This is a genomic window from Stappia sp. MMSF_3263 (genome assembly GCF_030733745.1).
Taxonomy (GTDB): domain Bacteria; phylum Pseudomonadota; class Alphaproteobacteria; order Rhizobiales; family Stappiaceae; genus Stappia.
Genome location: NZ_JASHIK010000011.1, coordinates 15798 through 36409, shown reverse-complemented (window position 1 = coordinate 36409; position 20612 = coordinate 15798). Strand labels below are relative to the sequence as shown.

The window sequence follows — 20612 nt, the reverse complement described above, 5'->3', positions numbered from 1 at the left end:
GGGTCACTCGAAGCGGGTGATGCGCTCGCCGAACAGTCCGCGCGGACGCAGGAGCAGGATCGCGAGCATCAGGAAGTAGATCGCGGCGGTGGAGAAGGCGGAAAAGCCCAGTCCGACCATCGCGCCCTTGACGAGGCCGACCAGCAGCGCGGCAAGCACCACGCCCCAGAACGAGCCCAGGCCGCCGATCACCACCACGACGAAGGCCGGGGTCAGGATCTCCGCGCCCATCGCCGGATGGATCGTGTAGATCGGCGCGAGCAGCACGCCGGCAAGGCCGGCAAGCCCGATGCCGATGCCGGCAACGGCCGCCATGTAGGGGCGCAGCGAGATGCCGAGCGCCCCGACCATGTCGGGATCCTGCACGCCGGCGCGCACCACCCGGCCGAAGGCGGATTTTTCAAGCAGCAGCCAGAGCCCGCCGACGCAGGCGGCGGCGATCACGATCAGGAACACCCGGTAGCGCGAATAGATGAAGTCGCCGATGAAGACCTGTCCCCGCAGGAAATCCGGGATCGAGTAGGACAGCGGCGCCGCTCCGAAGATCATGCGCAGCGCCTGCTCGGCGACCATGGCAAGGCCGAATGTCAGAAGCAGCGAATAGAGCGGATCGAGCCGGTAGTAGCGGGTGAAGAGGAACCGCTCCACCAGCATGCCCAGCATCGCGACGAGCACCGGCGAGACGACCAGCGCACCGCCGAAGCCGAGCCTTGGCGCAAGCACCAGCGTCAGATAGGCACCGATTGCATAGAACGCGCCATGCGCCAGGTTGATGATGCCGCCGAGCGAGAAGATCAGCGACAGGCCGAGCGCGATCAGAAGATAGTAGACGCCGTCGAGAAGGCCGTTCAGCAGCTGCATGACAAAGAGCATGGGAAAGCGCGCTCCGGTAGGAAACCCGTTGCGCCGGCCGCCCGGGGGCAGACGGCCGGCGCGGGGGGGGAGGAAGATCAGCCCGGGAAGGTGCAGGCGTTCTCGTCGCCGGTGGCGGCGATCAGCTCCAGGCTCTCGTCCTTGCCAGGCACCGCCTCGGACGAGGTGAAGATGTCCCACTGGTTCTTGACCTGATCGGCCGGCAGCGCGGTGATGCCGTACATCTCGTTCATGAACTGGTGGTCGCTTGCCCGGAAATAGCCTTCCCGCGTCTTCAGCACATCGAAGGTCGCGCCGCTTTCCAGATGCCTGACGATGTCGGCACTGTCGGTGGAGCCGGTCTCCTGCATCGACTGGGCGATGATCTTGATGGCGTTGTAGTCGCCCCAGGCCTGGTTCTCCGGCGGCTTGCCGTGTCGCTCGGTGAAGGCGCTGACGAACTGGCGGCTGCTGTCCGTGTCGACCAGATGGTGCCAGACCGACGGCCACGAACCGACGAAGTTGCCCTTGCCGGCGGCCCAGGCAAGCGCCATGTCGAACCCGAACCCGCCGAGCGGGAAGTCGAGACCGAACTCGGCATACTGCTTGAAGAAGTTGGTGGTCTGCTGTCCGGCGAGATTGAGGATGACAAGGTCGGGCTTTGCAGCGCGGATCTCCAGCAGATAGGCCGAAAAGTCGGTCGCATCCGTCGGCACCAGGGCGGAGCCGGCGAAACTGCCGCCATTGGATTCCATGAAGCGCTTGGCGACCTTCAGCAGATCGTGACCGAAGGCGTAGTCGGCGGTCATCGAGTACCACGACTTGCCGTTGACGAGCCCTTCGCGGACGTAATACTGGCCGATCGATTTCACATACATCGAGTTTTGCGCCTCGATGTGGAACATGAACTTCTGACAGTCCGAGCCGCGCAGGGCATCGGAGTTGCAACCGGTATTCATGAACAAGGTGCCGGTGCGCTGCGCGACCTGGCCGATGGCGAGCCCCGAGGCGGACGAGATTTCACCGACAATGCACGCGACCTTGTCTCGCTCGATCATGCGCTCCGCCTTGGTCGAGGCGGTTTGCGGGTTCACCGAATCTTCCTGCAGCAGCTCGATCGGCCGGCCCAGCACGCCACCGGCGGCGTTGATCTCGTCGACGGCCAGCTTCGAGGCCATCGCGGCATATTCGCCAAGCGGTCCGAGAAAGCCGGTGCGCGGCGTCAGATGCCCGAAACGCAGCACGTCCTGCGCACGCAGGATCGGCGGGGCCGCCAGCGTGAATGCGGCCGCGCCTGCGCCGGCCTGCAGCAGCCGCCGGCGTGAAATGGTCGATACCTTGGTCATTCGCTCCTCCACATGGATCCGATCAGGGCCTGGTCACGATCTTTGTCGCGTTATGTGATCTGTAATCTGTGATCACAGTTTATCTTGTGCTATAAACCATCACCTGTCGAGAGATTTCTAGGGAACCCATGCCCGACGCACTCGTGAACGAAACACCGCTGCTTGTCCCGCCTACCCTTGGCGACCAGACCTTCAGGCAACTCAGCGGCCTCTTGATATCCGGCCAGATCGCGCCGGGGGAGCGCCTGTCGATTCGCGAGATCGCCGAAGCCTTCGGCGTCTCGATGACGCCGGTGCGCGAGGCGGTGAGCCGGCTGGCGGCAACCGGCGCGCTCGAGGTTTCCCGAAACCGCGCGGCCACGGTGCCGGTGATGAACGTCCAGAAGTTCCGGGACATCACAAGGGTCCGGATCGAAATCGAAGGCTTCGCCGCGGCCCTTGCCGCGGAGAACCGCACGGCCGAGGACCTGAAGGCGATCGAGGCGGCGGAGCGCGCCTTCCGCGACCTCAGCAGCGACAGGCCGCAAGATGTCTCCAACGCCGTCCAGCGGAACCAGCAGCTGCATTTCGAGATCTACGCGGCGGCCCACTCGCCAACCCTGCTGGAGATCGTTCAGGCGCTCTGGCTGCGCGTCGGCCCGGTGCTCAACCTCGACCTGCGCGAAAACCCCGACCGGCTCGAATCGGGCATCGCCACCATCTGCCACGCGGAGGCATTGGACGCCATCCGCAACCGCGACCCGGACGCCGCCCGCGCGGCCATCGCCCGCGACATCGACGCCGCCGCCCGTTTCATAGAACGCCAGAACAAGCTGCCGTCCTGATCCAGGAGAAAACCGACAATGGACCTCAAACTTCAAGACCGGCGTGTGATCGTCACCGCCGGGGCTGCCGGCATCGGCCTGGAAATCGCCCGCGCCTTTGTCGAGGAGGGCGCCAGGGTCTGGGTCTGCGATGTCGACGAGACGGCACTCGCCGCCCTTTCGTCGAGCGACCCGGCGCTCTCCGCGCGCCATTGCGACGTCTCCGATCGGGACAGCGTCGCGCGCTTTTTCGAGGAGGCGACAGCCGCGCTTGGCGGGCTCGATGTGCTGGTCAACAATGCCGGCATCGCCGGACCGACCGCGCGCATCGACGACGTTGCGCCCGAGGACTGGGACCGCTGCCTTGCCGTCTGCCTGACCGGGCAGTTCAATTTCGCCCGTCTCGCAGCTCCCCTGCTGCGGCAGAGCGACAGCGCCTCGATGATCAACCTGTCCTCGCTTGCCGGCCGGCTGGGCTTTGCCATGCGCACCCCTTACGCGGCGGCGAAATGGGGCGTGATCGGGCTGACCAAGTCGCTCGCCATAGAGCTCGGCCCGGACGGCGTGCGCGTCAATGCCGTGTTGCCGGGGCTGGTTGCCGGCGACCGGCAACGGCGCGTGCTGGAGGCCAAGGCCCAGCGGCGCGGACAGTCCTTCTCCGAGGTCGAGGCGGAAGCCTTCTCCTACACATCCATCCGCGAATATGTCACGCCGCGCCAGATCGCCGGCCAGGTCCTCTTCCTGGCGAGCGAGCACGGCCGGACGATTTCGGGCCAGGCGATTTCCGTCTGCGGCGACACGAGGATGCTGGCCTGAGAAGGCCGGCCGGGGCCGGGTTCAGCGCCGCGGGAGCGTGTCGGAGCGCAGCTGCCGCTTCTGCGCGGCAATGCGGAACTGGGCGTTGGCCGCGCCGTAGCCCTTGTATCCGCCACGCCGCTCGACCACCTCGAAGAAGAACCCTTCCCCGTAATTGGGGCTGTAGAGCTGGAAGTACTCTCCCTCTCCGTCCCGGTCGTAGAGAATGTTCCGTGCCCTGAGGCGTTCGGCGAAGTCGGGATCGAGGCCGAACCGCGCTTCCAGGTCGTCATAGTAGTTGCGCGAAATCTCCAGCGCCCTGAACCCCTTCGCCTCGAGCGCGGCGGCGCTGGCGAAAATGTCATCGGTGGCAAAGGCGATATGCTGCACGGCCGAGCCGAAGCTTTCGGCGATGAAGCGGCCGGCAAGCGTGCGCCGGTTCTCCGCCCCGTTGAGCGTGATGCGCAGGTTGCCGTCCGCCGTCTCGATCGCCTGGCTTCGCACCAGCCCCGCCGGGTCGACCACATCGACCATGGGCGTCTTCCGCGTGGCGAAGATCGACGTGTAGAAGAGCATCCAGGTCAGCATCTCCTCGTAGTTCATCGTCTGCGCCAGATGGTCGATGCGGGTAAGGCCGGCGGAGGCCCCCTCCTGCGCCGCCGCCAGCGGCCGGAACTCGGTCTCCCAGACCCTGGCCAGTTCCGCCGTGTCGTCGATGAAATGCATCACGCCGCCGCCGACGCCGCGGATCGCCGGGATTTTCAGCTCCCCCGGACCGGCCGGCTGCTCGAACGTGTCGGCCCCCAGCGCCCGTGCCCGGGCCACGGTGGCGGCGGCATCGGCGACCTTCAGCCCGATGTCGCAGACCGATGTGCCGTGGACGAGATAGGAAGAATGCGAGAAGCCTTCCCGCTCCGTGTTGATGACAAGGTTGATGCCGCCCTGGCGCCAGAGGGTGACGTCCTTGGAGACGTGCCGCCCGATGCGCGAGAAACCGAGCGCCTCGAACATGCCGGACAGCACCTCGGCCTCCGCCTCGTCGGCGGCAAACTCGACGAACTCGATGCCCTCGACCTCGATGCGGTCGGGCATTTCGGTCACCTCGATGCGAATGTCCGGCTCCAGCCGCCTCACCTGGTCCATCAGGTAGACCAGCGACCGGTGCCCGTCGACGGCGATGGATTTCGGCGACCCGCCCCGGAACTGGTCGTTGAAGATCTCCAGCGACAGCGCGCCGTCATAGCCGGTCGCGGCCACCGCCCGCATGAAGTCGGTGACGGCAAGGTCCCCTTCGCCCGGCATGTTGCGGAAATGCCGGCTCCAGTAGAGCAGGTCCATGTCGATCAGGGGCGCGTCGGCGAGTTGCACGAGAAAAATGCGGTCGCCCGGGATCGAGCGGATCGTGTTCACGTCGGTCTTGCGCGCCAGCGTATGGAAGCTGTCGAGAATGAGTCCGACGCTGTCGTGACCGGCCCTTCGCACGATCTCCCAGGCATCGCGGTGGTCGTTCACATGCCGTCCCCAGGCCAGCGCCTCGTAGCCGACGCGCAAGCCCCGCGCCGCGGCGCGCGCGCCCAGTTCGGCAAAATCCTCGGCCGCCCGGTCGATGCCGCCAAGCGCCACGCTCGACACGTTGGAACACACTAGCATCAGCTCGGTGCCCAGTTCCTGCATCAGGTCGAACTTGCGTTCCGCACGGTCGAACGCGCGCGTGCGGTGCGGTTCCGGCATGCCTTCGAAATCGCGGAACGGCTGAAACAGCGTGATCTCCAGCCCTGCGTCCCTGACCATCTCGCCGACATCGCCGGGACGTCCGTCGAAGGCAAGGAAATCGTTCTCGAAAATCTCGAGCCCGTCGAAACCTGCGGCCGAGATTGCCGCCAGTTTCTCCCGGAAGTCGCCGCTGATCGAAACGGTTGCGATGGACGTTTTCATGATGCACGGGCCTCGCTGTGCGGGAGATCGGGATCGCTGCCAATGGAAAGAAGGCTCACCTGGCGGCCGCTTTCGGCCGCCTGCCGGATGGCATCCAGCACCTCCAGCGTTGCCAGTCCTTCCTCGCCGGGGACCAGGGGGTCTGCCCTGCCCAGCGCCACCTGGCAAAAATGGCGCATCTGCAGGCCCAGCGGATCGCCGCCTTGGCAGGTCAGCGCCTTGCGCGAGATCGGTTGCCCCCAGTCCGCCTCACCCTCGTAGTGCCAGAGCCCGAGGTCGGGCAGCGACAGGGACCCGGTGGTTCCTCCGATCGTGTAGCAGGCGGCGGAGATTCTCGGATATTCGGGGTTCTCGCCCGCCGTCAGCTCCCAGCTCCACGGTGCGACAACCGCATCGGAGACGGTCATTGTCGCCAGCGCACCGCTGCGAAAGCGCAGGATGACCGCCGCCGTGTCCTCGACCGCATGGCCGCGGGCGATCGAGGCCTGTTGCGCCTGCACTGCCGCGACGTCGCCGCACAGGTGGCGCATCAGGTCGATGTCGTGGATCAGGTTGGTCAGCATCGGCCCGGCGCCCGGCTGGGTGCGCCAGGGAATGTCGAAGTAGCTGTCCGGCTTGCGAAACCAGCACTGGGCGCTGACGGCGACCAGCCGGCCGATCGCACCGGCCTTGATCTGCGCCCGCGCCGCCGCGATCAGCGGATTGTAGCGCCGGTGATGGCCGACAAGCAGCGGCACGCGCGCCTCGCGCGCCGCGCGCACCAGGTCGCGCGCGGCGGCCGGCGTGTCGGCGAGCGGCTTTTCCACCAGAACCGGAACCCCGGCGGCGACGCATTCAAGCGCCTGCGGCACGTGCAAGCGGTTCGGCGTTGCCACCACCACCCCGTCGGGGCGCATTTCGGACAGCATCTCGCCCAGAGAGGAGAACCACGGCGCCTCCAGCGTCGCGGCGGCGTCGCGGGTTTCGGGCGAAGGGTCGACCACGCCCGCCAGTTCGCCTTCCTTCATGGCCTGCGCCATGTGGACAAGGCCGATCTTGCCGGCTCCGACAACCGCTATGCGGGCTCTTTGCTTCATAAGGTCCCGTCCCGGGCATCGACGAGAGCGGCGGCGGTGACTTAACCCGCCTCGCCGCCGGTCGCCTGTCTGCGTTGCAGCAAGGTCCGTATCCAGCCGCCCACCGGCGTCTGCGACAAAAGCAGCGCCAGGAAGGCGATCAGCAGGACAAGCGAGATCGGGTGCGAGACGAAATCCCAAGCGAAGGTGCCAAGGTCGTTGCGCGCTCCGATCATCGCCCGCCGGTAATTGGCATCCATCATCGGGCCGAGAATGACCCCCAGGATGACCGGTCCCACCTGAAAGCCGTAGATTTTCAGGAAGTAACCGAACACGCCGAAAAGCAGCATCCAGTAGATGTCGACCGGATTGTTCTGGATGGCGTAGGAGCCCACCGCCGAAAGAATGACGATCAGCGGAATCAGCACAGCCTTGGGGCACTCGACGATCTTCGTGAAGATGCGGATGCCGGTCAGGCCGAAGATCAGCAGGAAGATGTTGGCCAGCGCCAGGTTCCCGACCGTGAACCAGAACAGGTGCGGCGTCTCCACCAGCAACAGCGGTCCCGGCTTCAGTCCGTGGATAAACAGCGCGCCGATGATCACGGCGGTGACCGCGTCGCCCGGGATGCCGAGCGTCAGCATCGGCACGAAGGCGCCGCCGACGGCGGCGTTGTTGGCCGCTTCCGGGGCGATCAGTCCCTCCTTCGCGCCTTCGCCGAAAGGCACGTCCGGATCCTTCGTCACCCGCTTGGCATCGTCATAGGCAAGCAGCGCGGCAATGTCGCCGCCGGTGCCTGGCAGCGCACCGATCACCGTGCCGATGCCGGAGGCCCGCAGCGCCAGCTTGAAATAGCGACGGATGTCGGAAATGCGCGGGATGACCCGGTCGATCTTCTGCTTCACCGCCGGCAGGTCGAGATTGTGCAGCTGGACGAAAGCCTCGGCGACGCCGAAGAAGCCGATCATGGCGACGACATAGGGGATGCCGCCCATCAGCGTGATCGTGTCGAAGGTGAAGCGCCCTTCCGCCGTCATCGGATCGAGGCCGACCATGCCGATGAGCACGCCCAGCGCTCCGGCGAACACACCCTTGGCGAAACTCTCGCCCGACAGCGTGCCGACCAGCAGGATGCCGATCATCGCCAGCAGCAGGTAGTCGCGCGAGGTGAACTTCAGCGCGAAGTCGGAGAGCAGCGGGGCAAAAAGCGCCAGCGCAAGGATGCCCACGAAGCCGCCGAACACGGACATGATGGTGGTCAGGCCGATCGCTTCCCCCGCCTCGCCGCGCTGCGCCATCGGATAGCCGTCGAGCGCGGTGGCGATCGCGCTGGGTGCGCCGGGAATGTTGAGCAGGATCGCGGTGCGCGAGCCGCCATAGACGCCGCCGATATAAACGCCGGCGATCAGCGCCAGGGCGTCGTTGACGTTCCACTTGAAAGTGAAGGAGATCAGGATCGACGCCGCCATGGTGACCGACAGGCCGGGGATCGCGCCCACATAGATGCCGGCCAGCGTGCCCGCCGCCGTCAGCATCAGGAGCCAGGGGTCGAACCAGGAAATGGTCAGGAATCCGAGCGCCTCGATCATCTCACAGCAACCCCGGCAGCAGCGTGCCCTTGGGCAGGACAACCTGGAAGATAACCCGGAAGAGCAGATAGATCGCGCCCAGCGACACGGCGGTGATCGCCGCCGTCAGCGCGACGTGCCTGCGCCAGAGGAACTGGATGGCGAGGAAGAGAAACAGGCCGGAGGCGAGAACGAAGCCGAGCCAGGGCATCGTCGCCACATAGGCGCCGACCAGCGCCAGCATCACCACCTGGCGCAGCGGCGTGACCTCCGCCAGGAAGCGGCGCAAGCCCCCGTCGGCGGCGCGCCTGCCGGCCGCCTTGCGCAGGATCGCCAGCGCCGACACGACCATCAGGCCGCTTGCCAGCATTGGAAAGACGCCCGGCGTCGAGAGGCCCGAGAAGCCCGAAATCCTGGTGGCTTGCCAGAACAGCCAGAGGCTGAAGGCGAGCATGAGGACGGCGAAGGCGAGTTCTCCCGGCCGCCGCGAAGCCTGCGTGGACATGGTTTCTCTCCCGGACAGGATGGAACCGCGGCCGGGCGCGTGGGAACCCGGCCGCGGGCAGGCTCAGGGGCGCGGAATGCCGAGGGTTTCAGGGCTGACCTTGGCGCCGCCCGTGTCCTGCAGGGCCCAGGCCGTGACCTGCTGCCACTTCACGAGGAAGGTCTCTGCCTCCTCACCGGAGATGTTCATCATCACGTTGCCGCGATTGGCCATCAGCGTCTGGAACTCGGCGCTTTCCGCCGCCGTGGCGAAGGCCGAGACCAGCTTCGCCTTGACGTCGTCCGGCGTGTCCTTCTTGACGAACACACCGTAGAACGGCCCCCACGGCAGGTAGCTTGCCATGCCGGGAAGGGTCTCGGTAACCGCCGGCACGCCCGGCAAAGTGTCCACGGGAGCGTTGTTGACCACCGCCAGCGCGCGCATCTTGCCCGCCTTGATCTGCTCGGCTGCCGCCGAAAGACCGGCCGGCATGAAGTCGACCTCGCCGCCCAGCATCGCGGTCAGGCCGGGGCCCTCGCCGTCGAAGGGAATGGCGATGACATCGAAGGGCGCGGAGTTGGAGATCAAGGCGCTGACCGTCGAAGGCAGGCCGCCGGGACCGGTCGAGCCCATCTTGACGCTGCCCGGGTTGGCCTTGATGTCATCCATCAGCTCGCCGAACGTCTTGTACTTGGAGCCTTCCGGCACCACCACGACGGCGACGCCGCGCCCCAGGATGTTGACCGGATAGAAGTTCGAATAATCGAGCTTGCCGACGCCCATCACCGGATGCAGCTGCGGGTTCTCGGCACCGTACAGGAATGTATAGCCGTCACCCGGCGCGGCGTTCACATACGCGGTCGAGATGGCGCCGGCGCCGCCCGACTTGTTGAGCACCACGATCGGCTTGCCGAGCGCGGCCTCGGCGGCCGGGTTGATGGCGCGCGCGACCGTGTCGGTGGCCCCGCCCGCGCCCCACATCACGACGCCCAGAAGCTCGCGCTCCGGAAATTCGGCGGCGGCAACGCCTGCGGAAAGGGCAAGAGCCGCAAGGGCTCCGGCAAAAGTGCGGATCATGGTGTCCTCCCAGACTTGTTTTTTTGCGCCCCGCAAGGTCCTCCCAGACCTGACGACTGACGGGCCGCCTCTACACCGCGATGGGGTGTGCACGGCAAAAGATTTGCACGTCGAATGACTTAACGCAAATACCAATAATTACGATATCCATAACCTTGTGTTATGAAAGTCCGCGCCGGGTGACCGCGTCCATTTCCCCGCGCAGCAACTCGATGAACGCCTCCGCGAAACCCGATATCTCGAGATCGGAACGGCGTGCGACATAGGTTCTGAACGGCGTCCTCTCGACAATCGGAACGAGGCGGATGTCGCGGTCCGGGCCGTGCATTTCGGCGACAGTGAAATTGTCGAGCACCGCAACGCCGAGGTTCTGGCGCACGAGACCAAGCACCGTCGTGCCGAACCGGGCCCTGATCTCGATGCGGAAATCGAGGCCCTGCCTGGAGAAGATATCGGCAAGGATGGCCCCGTAAGGGTCCGCCGGGTCGATGCCGATCAGCGGAAAGGCGGCGATGTCCGCGGCACTGACCTGCTCCAGCCGGGCAAGCGGATGATCGCGATGTGCGACACAGACGAGGTTCCCGATCGCCAGGTGCTCGAACACGATCGAGGGATGGTCGAAGCGATGGCTCATGCACACGAACTGCCCCTTGCCAAGGAGCAGGAAGTCGATCGCCTCCTCGATCTTGAGGATCTCGATATTCATCCGGATGTCGGGATAGCGCGCCTTCAGCCCGGCCGCCGCCCGGGGCACCATCACGTTGGCGATGCTCGGCACCGAGGCCAGCGATATCTCGACATCGTGGCCGCGTTCCATCTGCCCGATCGAGACCTGCAGGTGGAGGAGCTTCTTGTGAACTTCCTGCAGCTGCAGGAAGACCTGCTGCGATTCCGGCGTGGGAACATACCGGCCGCCGCTGCGGGTGAAGAGCTTGATGCCGAGCGAGGCTTCCAGGTGCTTCATCGTCCGGCTGATGCCGGGTTGCGCGACGTTCAGGATGCGGGCCGCACCGGCGATCGAGCCCGCCACCATGACGGCGCGCAGGACCTCGATCTGTCGGAGCGTGAGGGACTTCTCGTTGGCCATCGCGGCCAAGGCTACAGTCCTGCCCTGGCGTTGGAAAGCCGGCAGGCGGTCCCTTCGTTCAGGACTGTTCTCCGCCGCGATGCAGCCGGTAGCGGAAGTCGCAGTGACCCGCCCCCTTCATGATGGTCTGGGTGCGCGTCAGCTCCATCTTCGGATTGTATCCGATGCAGAAGTCGCCATCCCGATTGCAGGAGAGAAGGTGGCCGATATCGCCGAGCCCCATCTCCTTGTACATCTCCGAATAACGGCAGCGAGTGATGTTGAAGTCGAGCCTGTCCGGCCCTTCCTCGATCACGTCCATCTCCAGCGCCCCGTCCATCTTCCAAAGCGGCAGCAGGTCGGCGAAGTCCTTGAGGTCCGGCTCGTGGTCCTCCTTGTCGCGGAATTCCTTGCCCTGCGCGATGGCGGAGTTGGAGACGGCATCGCCGATCACCTTCTCCGCTTCCTCGCGTCCGTGGCGCTCCACCAGCACATCGAAGACGTGCTTGAGGACCGCGGCCTCGATGCGGCGTTTCTCGATCATCGGAAGCGTCATGGCAGTGTCCTTTCGCGTCTTTGTGGCGCCGGTGCGGGTGGGACGCTAGGCCTGCGCACCCACATGCCCTCCCAGATAGGCATCGGCGACACGGCTGTCATTGGCAAGCTCGCTCGCCGCGCCCTCCATGACGATCCGGCCGCCCTCGATCACCGCAGCCCGGTCGGCAATCCGGAGCGCCGCCTTGGCGTTCTGCTCGACGATCAGGATCGCGTATCCTTCCGCCCGGATCTCCTCCACGAGGTCGAAGATGAAACGCACCAGCATCGGGGCAAGACCGAGAGACGGCTCATCCAGCAGCAGCACCTTGGGCTTGCGCATCAGGGCCCGCCCGATGCACAGCATCTGCTGCTCGCCGCCCGAAAGCGACCCCGCCCCCTGTTTCAGCCGTTCCTTGAGCTTGGGGAACAGCTTCAGCACGTGATCGAGTTCCTGCGTGCCGAGAGGACCGCCGCCGATGGTCAGGTTCTCCAGCACGCTCATGTTGGAGAAGATCTGGCGTCCCTCGGGAGCCTGCAGGATGCCCTTCTCCACGATCTGGTGGCTCTTCAAACCGGCAATGTTCTCGCCGTCGTAGCGGATCTCGCCCGCTGTCGGCTGGTAAATGCCGGAGATGCAGCGCATCAGGCTGGTCTTGCCGACGCCATTGGCGCCCAGGATCGCGAGAATGCCCTTGTCCGCAAGGCCCAGCGTGATCTCGTGCAGGATGTCCTGGACACCGATCCGCAGCGACAGCTTTTCGATTTCGAGAACGTTCACTCGTCCACCCCCAGATACGCTTCGAGAACCTCCCGCGTCTGCCGGACGACGGCAGGCTCGGCATCGGCAATCTTCCGGCCGGAGGCCAGCACGACGATGCGCTCGCAAATGCTCATCACAAGCCCCATGTCGTGCTCGACGAGCATCACGGTCAGCCCGCCCGCGTGCAGCTCCTTGATGAAGGCGGCAAGCTCGGCCGTCTCGGAATCGTTGAGCCCGGCCGCCGGCTCGTCCAGCACAAGCAGGTCCGGCTTCATGGCCAGCGCCCGCCCGATCTCCAGGTACTTGCGCTTGCCATAGGCAAGGTTGGCGGCAAGCTCGTTGGCATACCGGGTCAGCTGGACCTTCTCCAGCGCCTCCCAGCTTCGTTCCGAAATCTCCTTCGCCCGCTTCGAGCCGGAGCGGATCGCCTGCCAGGGACTCTGGCCGATCGCACCGACCGCACCGACCGAGACATTGTCGAACACGGTCATGTTGGGGAAGACGCGCAGGTTCTGGAACGTGCGCGAGATGCCCCGGCTGGCGATGACCGAGGGCTTGAGCCCGCTGATCTTCTCGCCGCGATAACGGATCTCGCCCGACGACACCGGCGTAAAGCCGGAAATCAGGTTGAACAGCGTCGTCTTGCCGGCGCCGTTCGGCCCGATCAGGCCGACCAGTTCACCCTCGCCGACGCTGGTGGTGACGCCATCGACGGCCATCAGCCCGCCAAAGCGCCGGGAGACATCGGCAACCTCCAGCATGGCGCTCATTTCCAGCCCACCTTCTGCTTGTCGGGATTGTCCTGCCAGGCCGCGCCCATCTGGCGACGGATGAAGTTGAGCGCCGGCACCTCGCCGAACAGCCCCTTGGGCAGGAACAGGATCGAGAAGAAGAGCACGAAGCCGACGATGATGTTGCGCATGTCGCCCACCCCGCGCAGGGCCTCGGGCAGCAGGATCAGCAGCAGGGCGCCGATGATGGCACCGGGAATGCTTCCCAGCCCGCCAACCACGACCATGGCGAGGATCAGGATCGATTCGGCGAAGTCGAAGTCCACCGGCGAGATGTAGCCCGTGGTGTAGGCCCACAGGGCGCCCGCGATGCCGGCGAAGAACGACGAGATCATGAAGGACTCGATCTTCAGCCGCACCGTGTTGATGCCCATCGCATCGGCGCACTGGTCGTCCTCGCGCAGGCTGCGCAGGGCATTGCCGTAGTAGGAATGGCTCAGCCGGTGGATGACCCAGATCGAGATGCAGACGATGGTCGCCACCACGAAGTAGATGCCCAGCTCGCTGTCGACGGTGTAGCCGAACAGGTCGATACCGGAGAACAGGCTGACGCCGTTCGGTCCCTTCGTCACCTCGACCCAGTTTTGCAGAACGAGGAAGATCATCTGGCCGATGCCGAGCGTGGCGACGGCGAAGTAGATGCTGACGAGACGCATGGTCGGCAGGGCGACGACGAAGGCGATGGCCGCCGCGCCGAGGCCCGCCAGCGGCAGGCCGAGGGTGAAGCCGATGCCGTAGTCGGCCCCGGCCAGCGCCGCGATATAGGCGCCGACGCCGTAGAAGGCGGCATGGCCCAGATGCAGCAGGCCGGCAATGCCCGTCACCAGTTGCAGCGACACGGCCAGCAGCGAGAAGATCAGGGCCAGCATGACCACCTGGTAGATGTAGCCCTTGTCCAGGGACACCAGGAGGAGCGGAAGGGCGACGAAGAGCACCGCCAGGATGACGAGCTTCAGGCCCGCCGATTGAATGAAATCCTTAGACACGTTCCCTCCTCGCTCCGAAGAGCCCCTGCGGGAAGAACACGAGGGTGACGATCAGGAACAGATACGCGACCATGTCGGCCCAGACCGACGACACGAACGTGGTCGACATGCTTTCCGCCACGCCCAGCACCAGCGCCGCGATGACGGCACCCGGAATGGAACTCAAGCCCCCCATGACCATGGCGACGAACGCCTTGACGCCCGGGATGAAGCCCATTGAGGGGAACACCGCACCATAGTAGAGGCCGACGAGAATGCCGGCGAGCGCGCCCATCATCGAGCCGATGACGAAGGTCAGCACGATGGTGCGGTCGGTGTTGATGCCGACATATTTCGCGCCCAGGGGATTGTTCGAGACTGCGCGGATCGACAGGCCGATGGAGCTGTATTTCAGCAGCCACTGCAGCCCGCCCAGCATCAGCACCGAGACCACGAAGATGATGATGTCGCCATTGACGATCGTGACCGGGCCGAGCTCGATCGGCTTGTTGATCAGGTAGCTGATGTCGATGGTCTGGAACTCGGAGCCGAACAGCAGCTCCATCGCCTCGCGGGCGATGATCGACATGGCCAGCGAGGACATCAGCGTCGCCTCGCGCATGGCCCGCGATTTCAGCGAAGCTTCGTCCGAAAATCTTCGGAACGGCCTGAAGGCGAGCCTTTCAAGGCCGAAGCCCGCCAGCGCACCGACTGCCAGCACGATGAAGACGATGACGAGGAACGGCGGGCCGAAGGCGGCGATCGCCATGATGCCGGCGAAGGCGCCGATCGTGTAGACCTCGCCATGGGCGAAGTTGACGACGTTGAGAACGCCGAAGATCAGCGTGAAACCGATGGCCATCAGGGCATAGACCATGCCCAGGGATATGCCGATCGTCAGCTGTTGCAGGTAATAGGGATCGATCACGGGTGTCTGTCCTGGCGAGCTAGGAACACTGGAACCAGGCGTAACGGCAGCGCTCCCCACCCCCCGGGTCCGGGTCAGGGCGGCGGCAGCTCCCCGATACGCTCAGGCCCCGCGGAGCCCCGTTGCGTCTTCCCTCCCCGGACGACAGGCCCGGGGAGGGAAAAGCGCGACGTTACTTGAGCGGGACGAACTGACCGTCGGTCACCGTCGCCTTCGTGAGCTGCTTCAGGGCCTCGCCGTTCTCGTCGAAGGACGTGACGCCGGTGACGCCCGGGAAGTCCTTCGTCTTGGCCAGCTCGTCGCGGACATTCTGGCGCGAGACATCCGGATAGGCACGGGCGACAGCCTCGAGCATGATGTTCACGGCGTCGTAGGCCTGGGCCGGGAACTGGCCTGGCTCGGCGCCGTCGCGGGCGGCCTTCCACTCGTCGACGAAGGTAGTGACGTGGTCGCTCTCGCTGTTGGGCAGGAAGGTGACCGTCAGGAACAGGCCTTCGGCGGCCGGACCGGCGAGCTCGACGAGCTTCTGGTTGTAGGCGGCGGAGGTCGAATAGACCGGGGTCTCGACGCTCAGCTGCTTCATCTGCTTGAGGAACTGGGCGCCGTCCTCATAGAAGAAACCCGTGTAGATCGCGTCCGGCTTGGCGCGCTCGATCTTGGTGATGATCGAACGGAAATCCGGCAGGCCGCGGTTGAAGAACTCGGTGAAGACCACCTCGCCGCCATTGGCTTTCACCTTCTCGGCGAAGTCCTTGACCACCGACTGGCCCCAGTCGGTCTGCTCGGCGATCACCGCGATCTTCTTCAGGCCCTGCTCGTTCATCCAGTCGGCGTTGTAGACGCCTTCCTGGGCCTGCGTGGTGATGTTGCGGAACTGCCACTCGGAGATCTTGGCGAAGTCCGGATGCGAGGCGGTCTGGCTCAGCTGGGCCATCTCGGCACGCTTGTAGACCTGGGCAGCGGCCATCGAGACGGTGGAGGTGAAGTCGCCGAGCGCGGCGACGATGCGGTCGTCATCGACGAACTTGCGGGCGATCGCGACGCCTTCCTTGGCGTCGGAGCGGGAGTCCTCGAAAATGATCTCGACCGGCACTTTCAGCTTGCCGGAGGCGTTGAAGTTCTTGAGCGCGATCTCCGCCGCCGTCTTGAAGTCCTGGCCATACTGGGCCGTGTTGCCGGTGAGCGGCAGCTGGTAGCCCAGATAGACCGGCCCTTCGGCAGCAGCGCTGATGGGGAGGGCAAGCAGCCCGACAGTTCCAAGGAACAGTCCGAGAGAATTCCTGCGAGAGATTTCCATAGTGACCTTCTCCGTTTTCTGGAAGAAATTGTGAATTCTTTTTGTTCCCCGTTTTCACAACGAGGTTTCTGTTACCCGGCCTGCGGCCCCGGCTCCACTTTCAGAAGGCAGCAGCCGGTCTTTCCTTTCGTCCAGGTTTCCCCTTTGAACGTAAAGCCCGCTTCTGTAAAGAGGCCGCCGTCAATGGCGCCTGCCGCCTTGCACAGCAGTTCCAGGTCCTCCTCGTTGCGCCCCTGCTCCACCCAGGTGTCCTTGAGAGGGCAGCGGTGAAACTGGATTTCCAGCCCTTCCGCGTCGCATTTCCTGATCTCCGGGGCGAACATCTGCGCCGAGCAGGGAATGCCGGCGATGAACGCCTCCTTCAGTCCCGGCAGGTCGTCCGGGCCCAGATGCGCGAATTTCGTGCCCATGTCCTTGCCGAGCCGGCGGGTGGATTCGCCGATCAGCTCGACCGCCCTGTCGGCGCCGAACGCCTCGCGCAGGACGTCGAACATATGCGCATAGGCCTTGGCGCGCATGGCAAAGGCGGCTTTCAGCATGTCGAGAGTGACAACGGGCTCGCTGGAAGTGTCTTGGGTCATCCGGGGTTCCTTCTTGCTTGTCGTTGCGGCTTGCTTGTCGTTGCTGCGATCTAGTCGCGCCCGTCCCGCCACCGGTAGAGCGGCAGCATAAACGGGGGTGCCAGGGTCTTGACGAGGCCGTGCAGCGGGATCGGCCTGGGGTCGGACAGCGGCAGCGCCAGTTCCTCCACCGGCGTCCCGGCGATGGCCGCGGCGAGTTCCCGCCCGAGCGAGACCGAAAGTCCGACGCCGCGCCCGTTGCACCCCGCCCAGCACCAGAAATCCGGGCCGAGCTGGCAGATATAGGGGAAGCGGTCCTCGGTCATGCCGATATAGCCGTTCCAGACGAAGTCGAATTCCGGCATGCCGAGCACCGGAAAGGCCTCCCGCAGCCGCCGCCCGACCAGCGCCTTCAGCCTCTCCGGTCCATTGTGGCCGACCGCCAGCGCGCCGCCCGTCACCAGCCGGTTGCGCTTGTCGAAACGGAAGAAATGCAGATCGCCATGGGTGTCGGAGACCGCCTCGCGCCCCGGCACCACCACCGCGCGCTGCGCCTCGTCCAGAGGTGTCGTCGCCATCTGCCAGGAAAGGACCGGAACCACGGAGCGCGCCACCTTCGGGGCGAGACCGGCTTCCTGGAACCCGGTATAGGCGTTGCTCGCCAGCATCACGGCGCGGGCGACAAGCTCGCCCTCGCGCGTCTTCAGGTGCCATTTGCCGTCGCGCCGCTCGACCGCCTCGACCGGGCTCGCCTCGTGGATCGCAACGCCCTTTTTCTCGCAGGCGCTGGCAAGGCCGCGGGCAAGCGCCAGAGGATTGATATGCCCCCCGGTCGGATTGTACATGCCGCCGAACCAGCGGTCGGAACCGATGACGCGGGACGCTTCCGCCCGGTCGAGGAGCCGTGCCGGCGCGCCGCGCTTGGCCCAGGCGTTGACCCGGGCCTGGGAGAGCTTCATCCGGCTTTCCCGGTGCGCCGGCTGGAACCAGCCCGTCTGCTCACCCTCGCAATCGACGCCCTCGGCGCGTGCCGTGTCGAACAGGTAGGAGGCGCTGTCGCGCACCAGCGCGACGAAACGCTCGCCCGCCGCGCCGAACCTTTCCTCGATCGCATCCGGCTCGGCCGCCGTCATCGTCGGGATGACCTGGCCGTTGTTGCGCCCCGAACCGCCATATCCGACGCTTCTCCCCTCCAGCAGGGTGACCGAGTGGCCGGCCCGCGCCAGGTGAAGCGCCGTCGAAAGTCCCGAGAAGCCGCCGCCGATGACGGCGACATCCGTCTCGGCACGGCCCGTCAACGCAGGCGCCGCGTTCCGGGCCGGAGAGACATCCACCCAAAGGGAATCCGATATCTGCTGGCTGGAGAACATCGGCATGGTCCGTGATCAGGATGTCCGTGGGAAGGCGGACGGCAGGCCCGTGGGGGACGGGCGGGAGGAAGGTTCGTGGATAGAAGTTTCGGCGGCCTCAATCAACTGTCTGTTCAGTTCGGCGATCTCGTCCCGGGTCCAGAACCAGGAAAGACAATCGGTTACGGGTCCCGCCTCGGGAAGCGCGGCATTGACGCCAAGACCGGAGAGCTGCGAGGCGGCCAGCTCCCGCGCCTTCGCCATGCACTCGGCGAAATCGGGAACCGCATCGCCCGCGCCCGTCGGCACATCGCTTTCGCAAAGTGCGTCGAGCAGGCTCTCGGGGCGTGCCGTCGCCCTGGAGGCGAAACGGGGGACGCTCCACACGCCGGTCTGCGGATCGACCTCGTAGAGCGACATGAACGCCGCGCCATGCGCCGCCACGAACCGGACCGCCTCGATCAGATACTGCGTGGTCCTGTCATCGAAGAAATAGTTGAACCCGAGCCGGACCCAGCCCGGACGGAGAAGCCCCTGCCCGTCGCCGACCTTCTCCTCGTGCCGGGCCGCATCGGCCTCGTCGATGCCGAGCAGCGCATGGCCATAGGGGCCGGCGCAGGAGCACCCGCCACGCGCCTGGATGCCGAACAGGTCGTTGAGCAGCGCAACCACGAAACCGTAGTGAAGCTTCTTGGCGCCGCAGCGGATGTTGAAGGCGAACACCCCGATCCGATCCGCCTCGGCAGGGCCGAGGATCTCGATATTCGGATCGCCCGCCCAACTGCGCATGGCGCGCTCGACCATGGCCGCCTCGCGCCGTTCGATCTCGCGCGCCCCGACCCGGTCCTTCAGTTCCAGGACGAGACCCGCCTTGATGTCACCGACGATGTTCGGCGTTCCCGCTTCCTCGCGCCGCTCGACGCTGGCGACATAGCGGTGGCCGGTCGCGGTGACATAGCTCACCGTGCCGCCCCCGGTCATCGTCGGCTCGATCCCCTCGAACAGCGACCTGTCGCAGACCAGAAGGCCCGAGGCCCCCGGGCCGCCGATGAACTTGTGCGGGGACAGGAACAGCGCGTCGGGCTGATCGCGGCGCCCGGCGGCGCTCTCCGCGATCGAGACCGGCATGTAGGGAGCACCGGCCGCGAAGTCGCAGAAGAACAGCCCGTCATGGGCATGCAGGAGCCGCGCGATCGCCCGGATGTCGCTCTTGATGCCGGTCACGTTCGAGGCTGCGGAAAAAACGCCGATCCTGGCGACACCGGCGGATGCCGCCTCCAGCTCGCGCTCCAGGGTCCGCAGGCAGATGCGCCCGTCCCCGTCCAGCGGGATCCTGCAGATGCGCGCGCCGCTTTCCCGCCAGGGCAGATCGTTGGAGTGATGCTCGTAGGGCCCGACAAACACGACTGGCTTTTCGGCCTCCGCCAGCCCGGCGAGTTCGGAGCGCCGCGGCAGCGTGCCTTTCAGCTGCAACGCCCGCACGAGCTTGTTGACGGCCGAGGTCGCCCCCGAACCGGTGAAGATCACGGCATGGCCGGAACCGGCGCCAACCGACTTGCGGACCGTCTCCCGGGCGATCTCGCGCAGCCGCGTCGTCCTGCGCCCGGTATGGGAGGTTTCGGTATGGGTGTTGCCATAGTTCGGCAGCAGTTGCGAGCGGATGAGGTCTTCGACGAAGGACAGACCGCGCCCCGAAGCCACGTAATCCGCATAAACGAGCGGGCGGACACCGAACGGTGTGGCGATCGCCTGCCCCTCGCCGATGACGCCGGCGCGAATGGCGTCGATCAGGGCCTCAGGTCCCGCCTCCGACAGTGTCGAGCGGAAGCCGCGTGCTTCGCTTGATTTGTTCCATTGAGAAACAGGATGTGACATCATTCAACTCGATTAGATTGATGAACTTCTTGTAGAACGCGTCATATGACGAGTTGCTCCGAGTGATCACTTTCAACAGATAGTCGTATTCGCCGGCCAGCCTGTTTACTTCGACAATTTCCGGGAAAAGCCCCACCACCTTGTTGAACTTCTCCAGCCACTCCGTGTTGTGATGGCTGGTTCGTATCATCACGAAAACCGTCAGATCGAGGCCGATTTTGCTTTGATTCAAAAGCGTTACGCGGCCGTCGATATATCCTTCGCGCTCAAGCTTCTGAAGCCGTCGCCAACATGGCGTGGTTGAAAGACCTACGCGGTCTGAAATCTGAGCTACGGATAAACTAGCATCATCTTGAATAGCGGATAGTATCTTTCTATCAAACTCGTCAATTTGCATATTTCATTCCACCATATGACAATTTGTTAGGTGGATCATACTAATCCACCTGTAATTTCTGTCCATTGGAGAATGAGCTTCCTAAATACCGGACGCGTGGCGGCCATGGCGGGCGGGACAAAACAAAAGCGGAAAGAGAGACCCGCACGAGCGTGCAAGCATGACGTGCGTC

General features: G+C 65.1%; 20 protein-coding genes. 2 read left to right on the top strand and 18 right to left on the bottom strand.

From position 1 onward, the window contains the following. Positions 1 to 3: 3 nt before the first annotated feature. Positions 4 to 873: a branched-chain amino acid ABC transporter permease gene (locus tag RBB46_RS13285; protein ID WP_306029481.1), complete on the bottom strand. Its 870-nt coding sequence runs from the start codon at positions 871 to 873 to the stop codon at positions 4 to 6. A 77-nt stretch (positions 874 to 950) separates the two neighbouring features. Beyond that, positions 951 to 2198: an ABC transporter substrate-binding protein gene (locus tag RBB46_RS13280; protein ID WP_306029480.1), complete on the bottom strand. Its 1248-nt coding sequence runs from the start codon at positions 2196 to 2198 to the stop codon at positions 951 to 953. A 128-nt stretch (positions 2199 to 2326) separates the two neighbouring features. Here RBB46_RS13280 and RBB46_RS13275 point away from each other — a divergent pair, with 128 nt between their 5' ends. Together RBB46_RS13275 and RBB46_RS13270 are read left to right on the top strand one after the other, a co-directional pair. Beyond that, positions 2327 to 3022, top strand: a complete 696-nt coding sequence (locus tag RBB46_RS13275; RefSeq protein WP_306029479.1) for a GntR family transcriptional regulator — start codon at positions 2327 to 2329, stop codon at positions 3020 to 3022. An 18-nt stretch (positions 3023 to 3040) separates the two neighbouring features. Beyond that, positions 3041 to 3817 carry an SDR family oxidoreductase gene (locus RBB46_RS13270; RefSeq protein WP_306029478.1) on the top strand — a complete coding sequence of 259 codons (777 nt, stop codon included), beginning with the start codon at positions 3041 to 3043 and terminating at the stop codon, positions 3815 to 3817. Positions 3818 to 3838: 21 nt separating this feature from the next. Here RBB46_RS13270 and RBB46_RS13265 read toward each other — a convergent pair whose 3' ends face one another. From RBB46_RS13265 to RBB46_RS13190, 16 genes are all read right to left on the bottom strand, one after another. Continuing rightward, the gene (locus RBB46_RS13265) at positions 3839 to 5731 is read right to left on the bottom strand and encodes a bifunctional sugar phosphate isomerase/epimerase/4-hydroxyphenylpyruvate dioxygenase family protein (RefSeq protein ID WP_306029477.1); all 1893 of its coding nucleotides are present in this window, start codon (positions 5729 to 5731) and stop codon (positions 3839 to 3841) included. Then, positions 5728 to 6807 carry a Gfo/Idh/MocA family protein gene (locus RBB46_RS13260; RefSeq protein WP_306029476.1) on the bottom strand — a complete coding sequence of 360 codons (1080 nt, stop codon included), beginning with the start codon at positions 6805 to 6807 and terminating at the stop codon, positions 5728 to 5730. The genes RBB46_RS13265 and RBB46_RS13260 overlap by 4 nt, the downstream gene beginning before the upstream one ends. 41 nt (positions 6808 to 6848) lie before the next feature. Then, positions 6849 to 8375: a tripartite tricarboxylate transporter permease gene (locus tag RBB46_RS13255; RefSeq protein ID WP_306029475.1), complete on the bottom strand. Its 1527-nt coding sequence runs from the start codon at positions 8373 to 8375 to the stop codon at positions 6849 to 6851. A 1-nt stretch (position 8376) separates the two neighbouring features. Beyond that, positions 8377 to 8859 (bottom strand): tripartite tricarboxylate transporter TctB family protein, encoded by a 483-nt coding sequence (locus RBB46_RS13250; RefSeq protein WP_306029474.1) that lies wholly within the window; start codon positions 8857 to 8859, stop codon positions 8377 to 8379. Between the two features lie 63 nt (positions 8860 to 8922). Beyond that, positions 8923 to 9915 carry a tripartite tricarboxylate transporter substrate binding protein gene (locus RBB46_RS13245; protein WP_306029473.1) on the bottom strand — a complete coding sequence of 331 codons (993 nt, stop codon included), beginning with the start codon at positions 9913 to 9915 and terminating at the stop codon, positions 8923 to 8925. 160 nt (positions 9916 to 10075) lie between these two features. Then, the gene (locus tag RBB46_RS13240; RefSeq protein ID WP_306029603.1) at positions 10076 to 11002 is read right to left on the bottom strand and encodes a LysR family transcriptional regulator; all 927 of its coding nucleotides are present in this window, start codon (positions 11000 to 11002) and stop codon (positions 10076 to 10078) included. 58 nt (positions 11003 to 11060) lie between these two features. Continuing rightward, a complete protein-coding gene (locus RBB46_RS13235; protein WP_306029472.1) occupies positions 11061 to 11537 on the bottom strand; it encodes an L-2-amino-thiazoline-4-carboxylic acid hydrolase in 477 nt (158 codons plus the stop codon). A gap of 45 nt (positions 11538 to 11582) precedes the next feature. Further along, positions 11583 to 12296 carry an ABC transporter ATP-binding protein gene (locus RBB46_RS13230; protein ID WP_306029471.1) on the bottom strand — a complete coding sequence of 238 codons (714 nt, stop codon included), beginning with the start codon at positions 12294 to 12296 and terminating at the stop codon, positions 11583 to 11585. Then, the gene (locus tag RBB46_RS13225; protein WP_306029470.1) at positions 12293 to 13048 is read right to left on the bottom strand and encodes an ABC transporter ATP-binding protein; all 756 of its coding nucleotides are present in this window, start codon (positions 13046 to 13048) and stop codon (positions 12293 to 12295) included. Before RBB46_RS13225 ends, RBB46_RS13230 begins: the two co-directional genes overlap by 4 nt. Further along, on the bottom strand, positions 13045 to 14055 hold the full coding sequence (locus RBB46_RS13220; RefSeq protein WP_306029469.1) for a branched-chain amino acid ABC transporter permease: 1011 nt from the start codon (positions 14053 to 14055) through the stop codon (positions 13045 to 13047). Before RBB46_RS13220 ends, RBB46_RS13225 begins: the two co-directional genes overlap by 4 nt. Then, the gene (locus RBB46_RS13215; RefSeq protein WP_306029468.1) at positions 14048 to 14962 is read right to left on the bottom strand and encodes a branched-chain amino acid ABC transporter permease; all 915 of its coding nucleotides are present in this window, start codon (positions 14960 to 14962) and stop codon (positions 14048 to 14050) included. The genes RBB46_RS13220 and RBB46_RS13215 overlap by 8 nt, the downstream gene beginning before the upstream one ends. Before the next feature lie 172 nt (positions 14963 to 15134). Further along, positions 15135 to 16259 carry an ABC transporter substrate-binding protein gene (locus tag RBB46_RS13210; RefSeq protein ID WP_306029467.1) on the bottom strand — a complete coding sequence of 375 codons (1125 nt, stop codon included), beginning with the start codon at positions 16257 to 16259 and terminating at the stop codon, positions 15135 to 15137. Positions 16260 to 16330: 71 nt separating this feature from the next. Next, the gene (locus tag RBB46_RS13205) at positions 16331 to 16840 is read right to left on the bottom strand and encodes an L-2-amino-thiazoline-4-carboxylic acid hydrolase (protein ID WP_306029466.1); all 510 of its coding nucleotides are present in this window, start codon (positions 16838 to 16840) and stop codon (positions 16331 to 16333) included. A gap of 50 nt (positions 16841 to 16890) precedes the next feature. Next, positions 16891 to 18189 (bottom strand): FAD-binding oxidoreductase, encoded by a 1299-nt coding sequence (locus RBB46_RS13200; RefSeq protein WP_306029465.1) that lies wholly within the window; start codon positions 18187 to 18189, stop codon positions 16891 to 16893. Between the two features lie 15 nt (positions 18190 to 18204). Continuing rightward, on the bottom strand, positions 18205 to 20043 hold the full coding sequence (locus tag RBB46_RS13195; RefSeq protein WP_306029464.1) for an aminotransferase class V-fold PLP-dependent enzyme: 1839 nt from the start codon (positions 20041 to 20043) through the stop codon (positions 18205 to 18207). Continuing rightward, the gene (locus RBB46_RS13190; RefSeq protein ID WP_306029602.1) at positions 19964 to 20434 is read right to left on the bottom strand and encodes an Lrp/AsnC family transcriptional regulator; all 471 of its coding nucleotides are present in this window, start codon (positions 20432 to 20434) and stop codon (positions 19964 to 19966) included. The genes RBB46_RS13195 and RBB46_RS13190 overlap by 80 nt, the downstream gene beginning before the upstream one ends. Positions 20435 to 20612 lie beyond the last annotated feature (178 nt).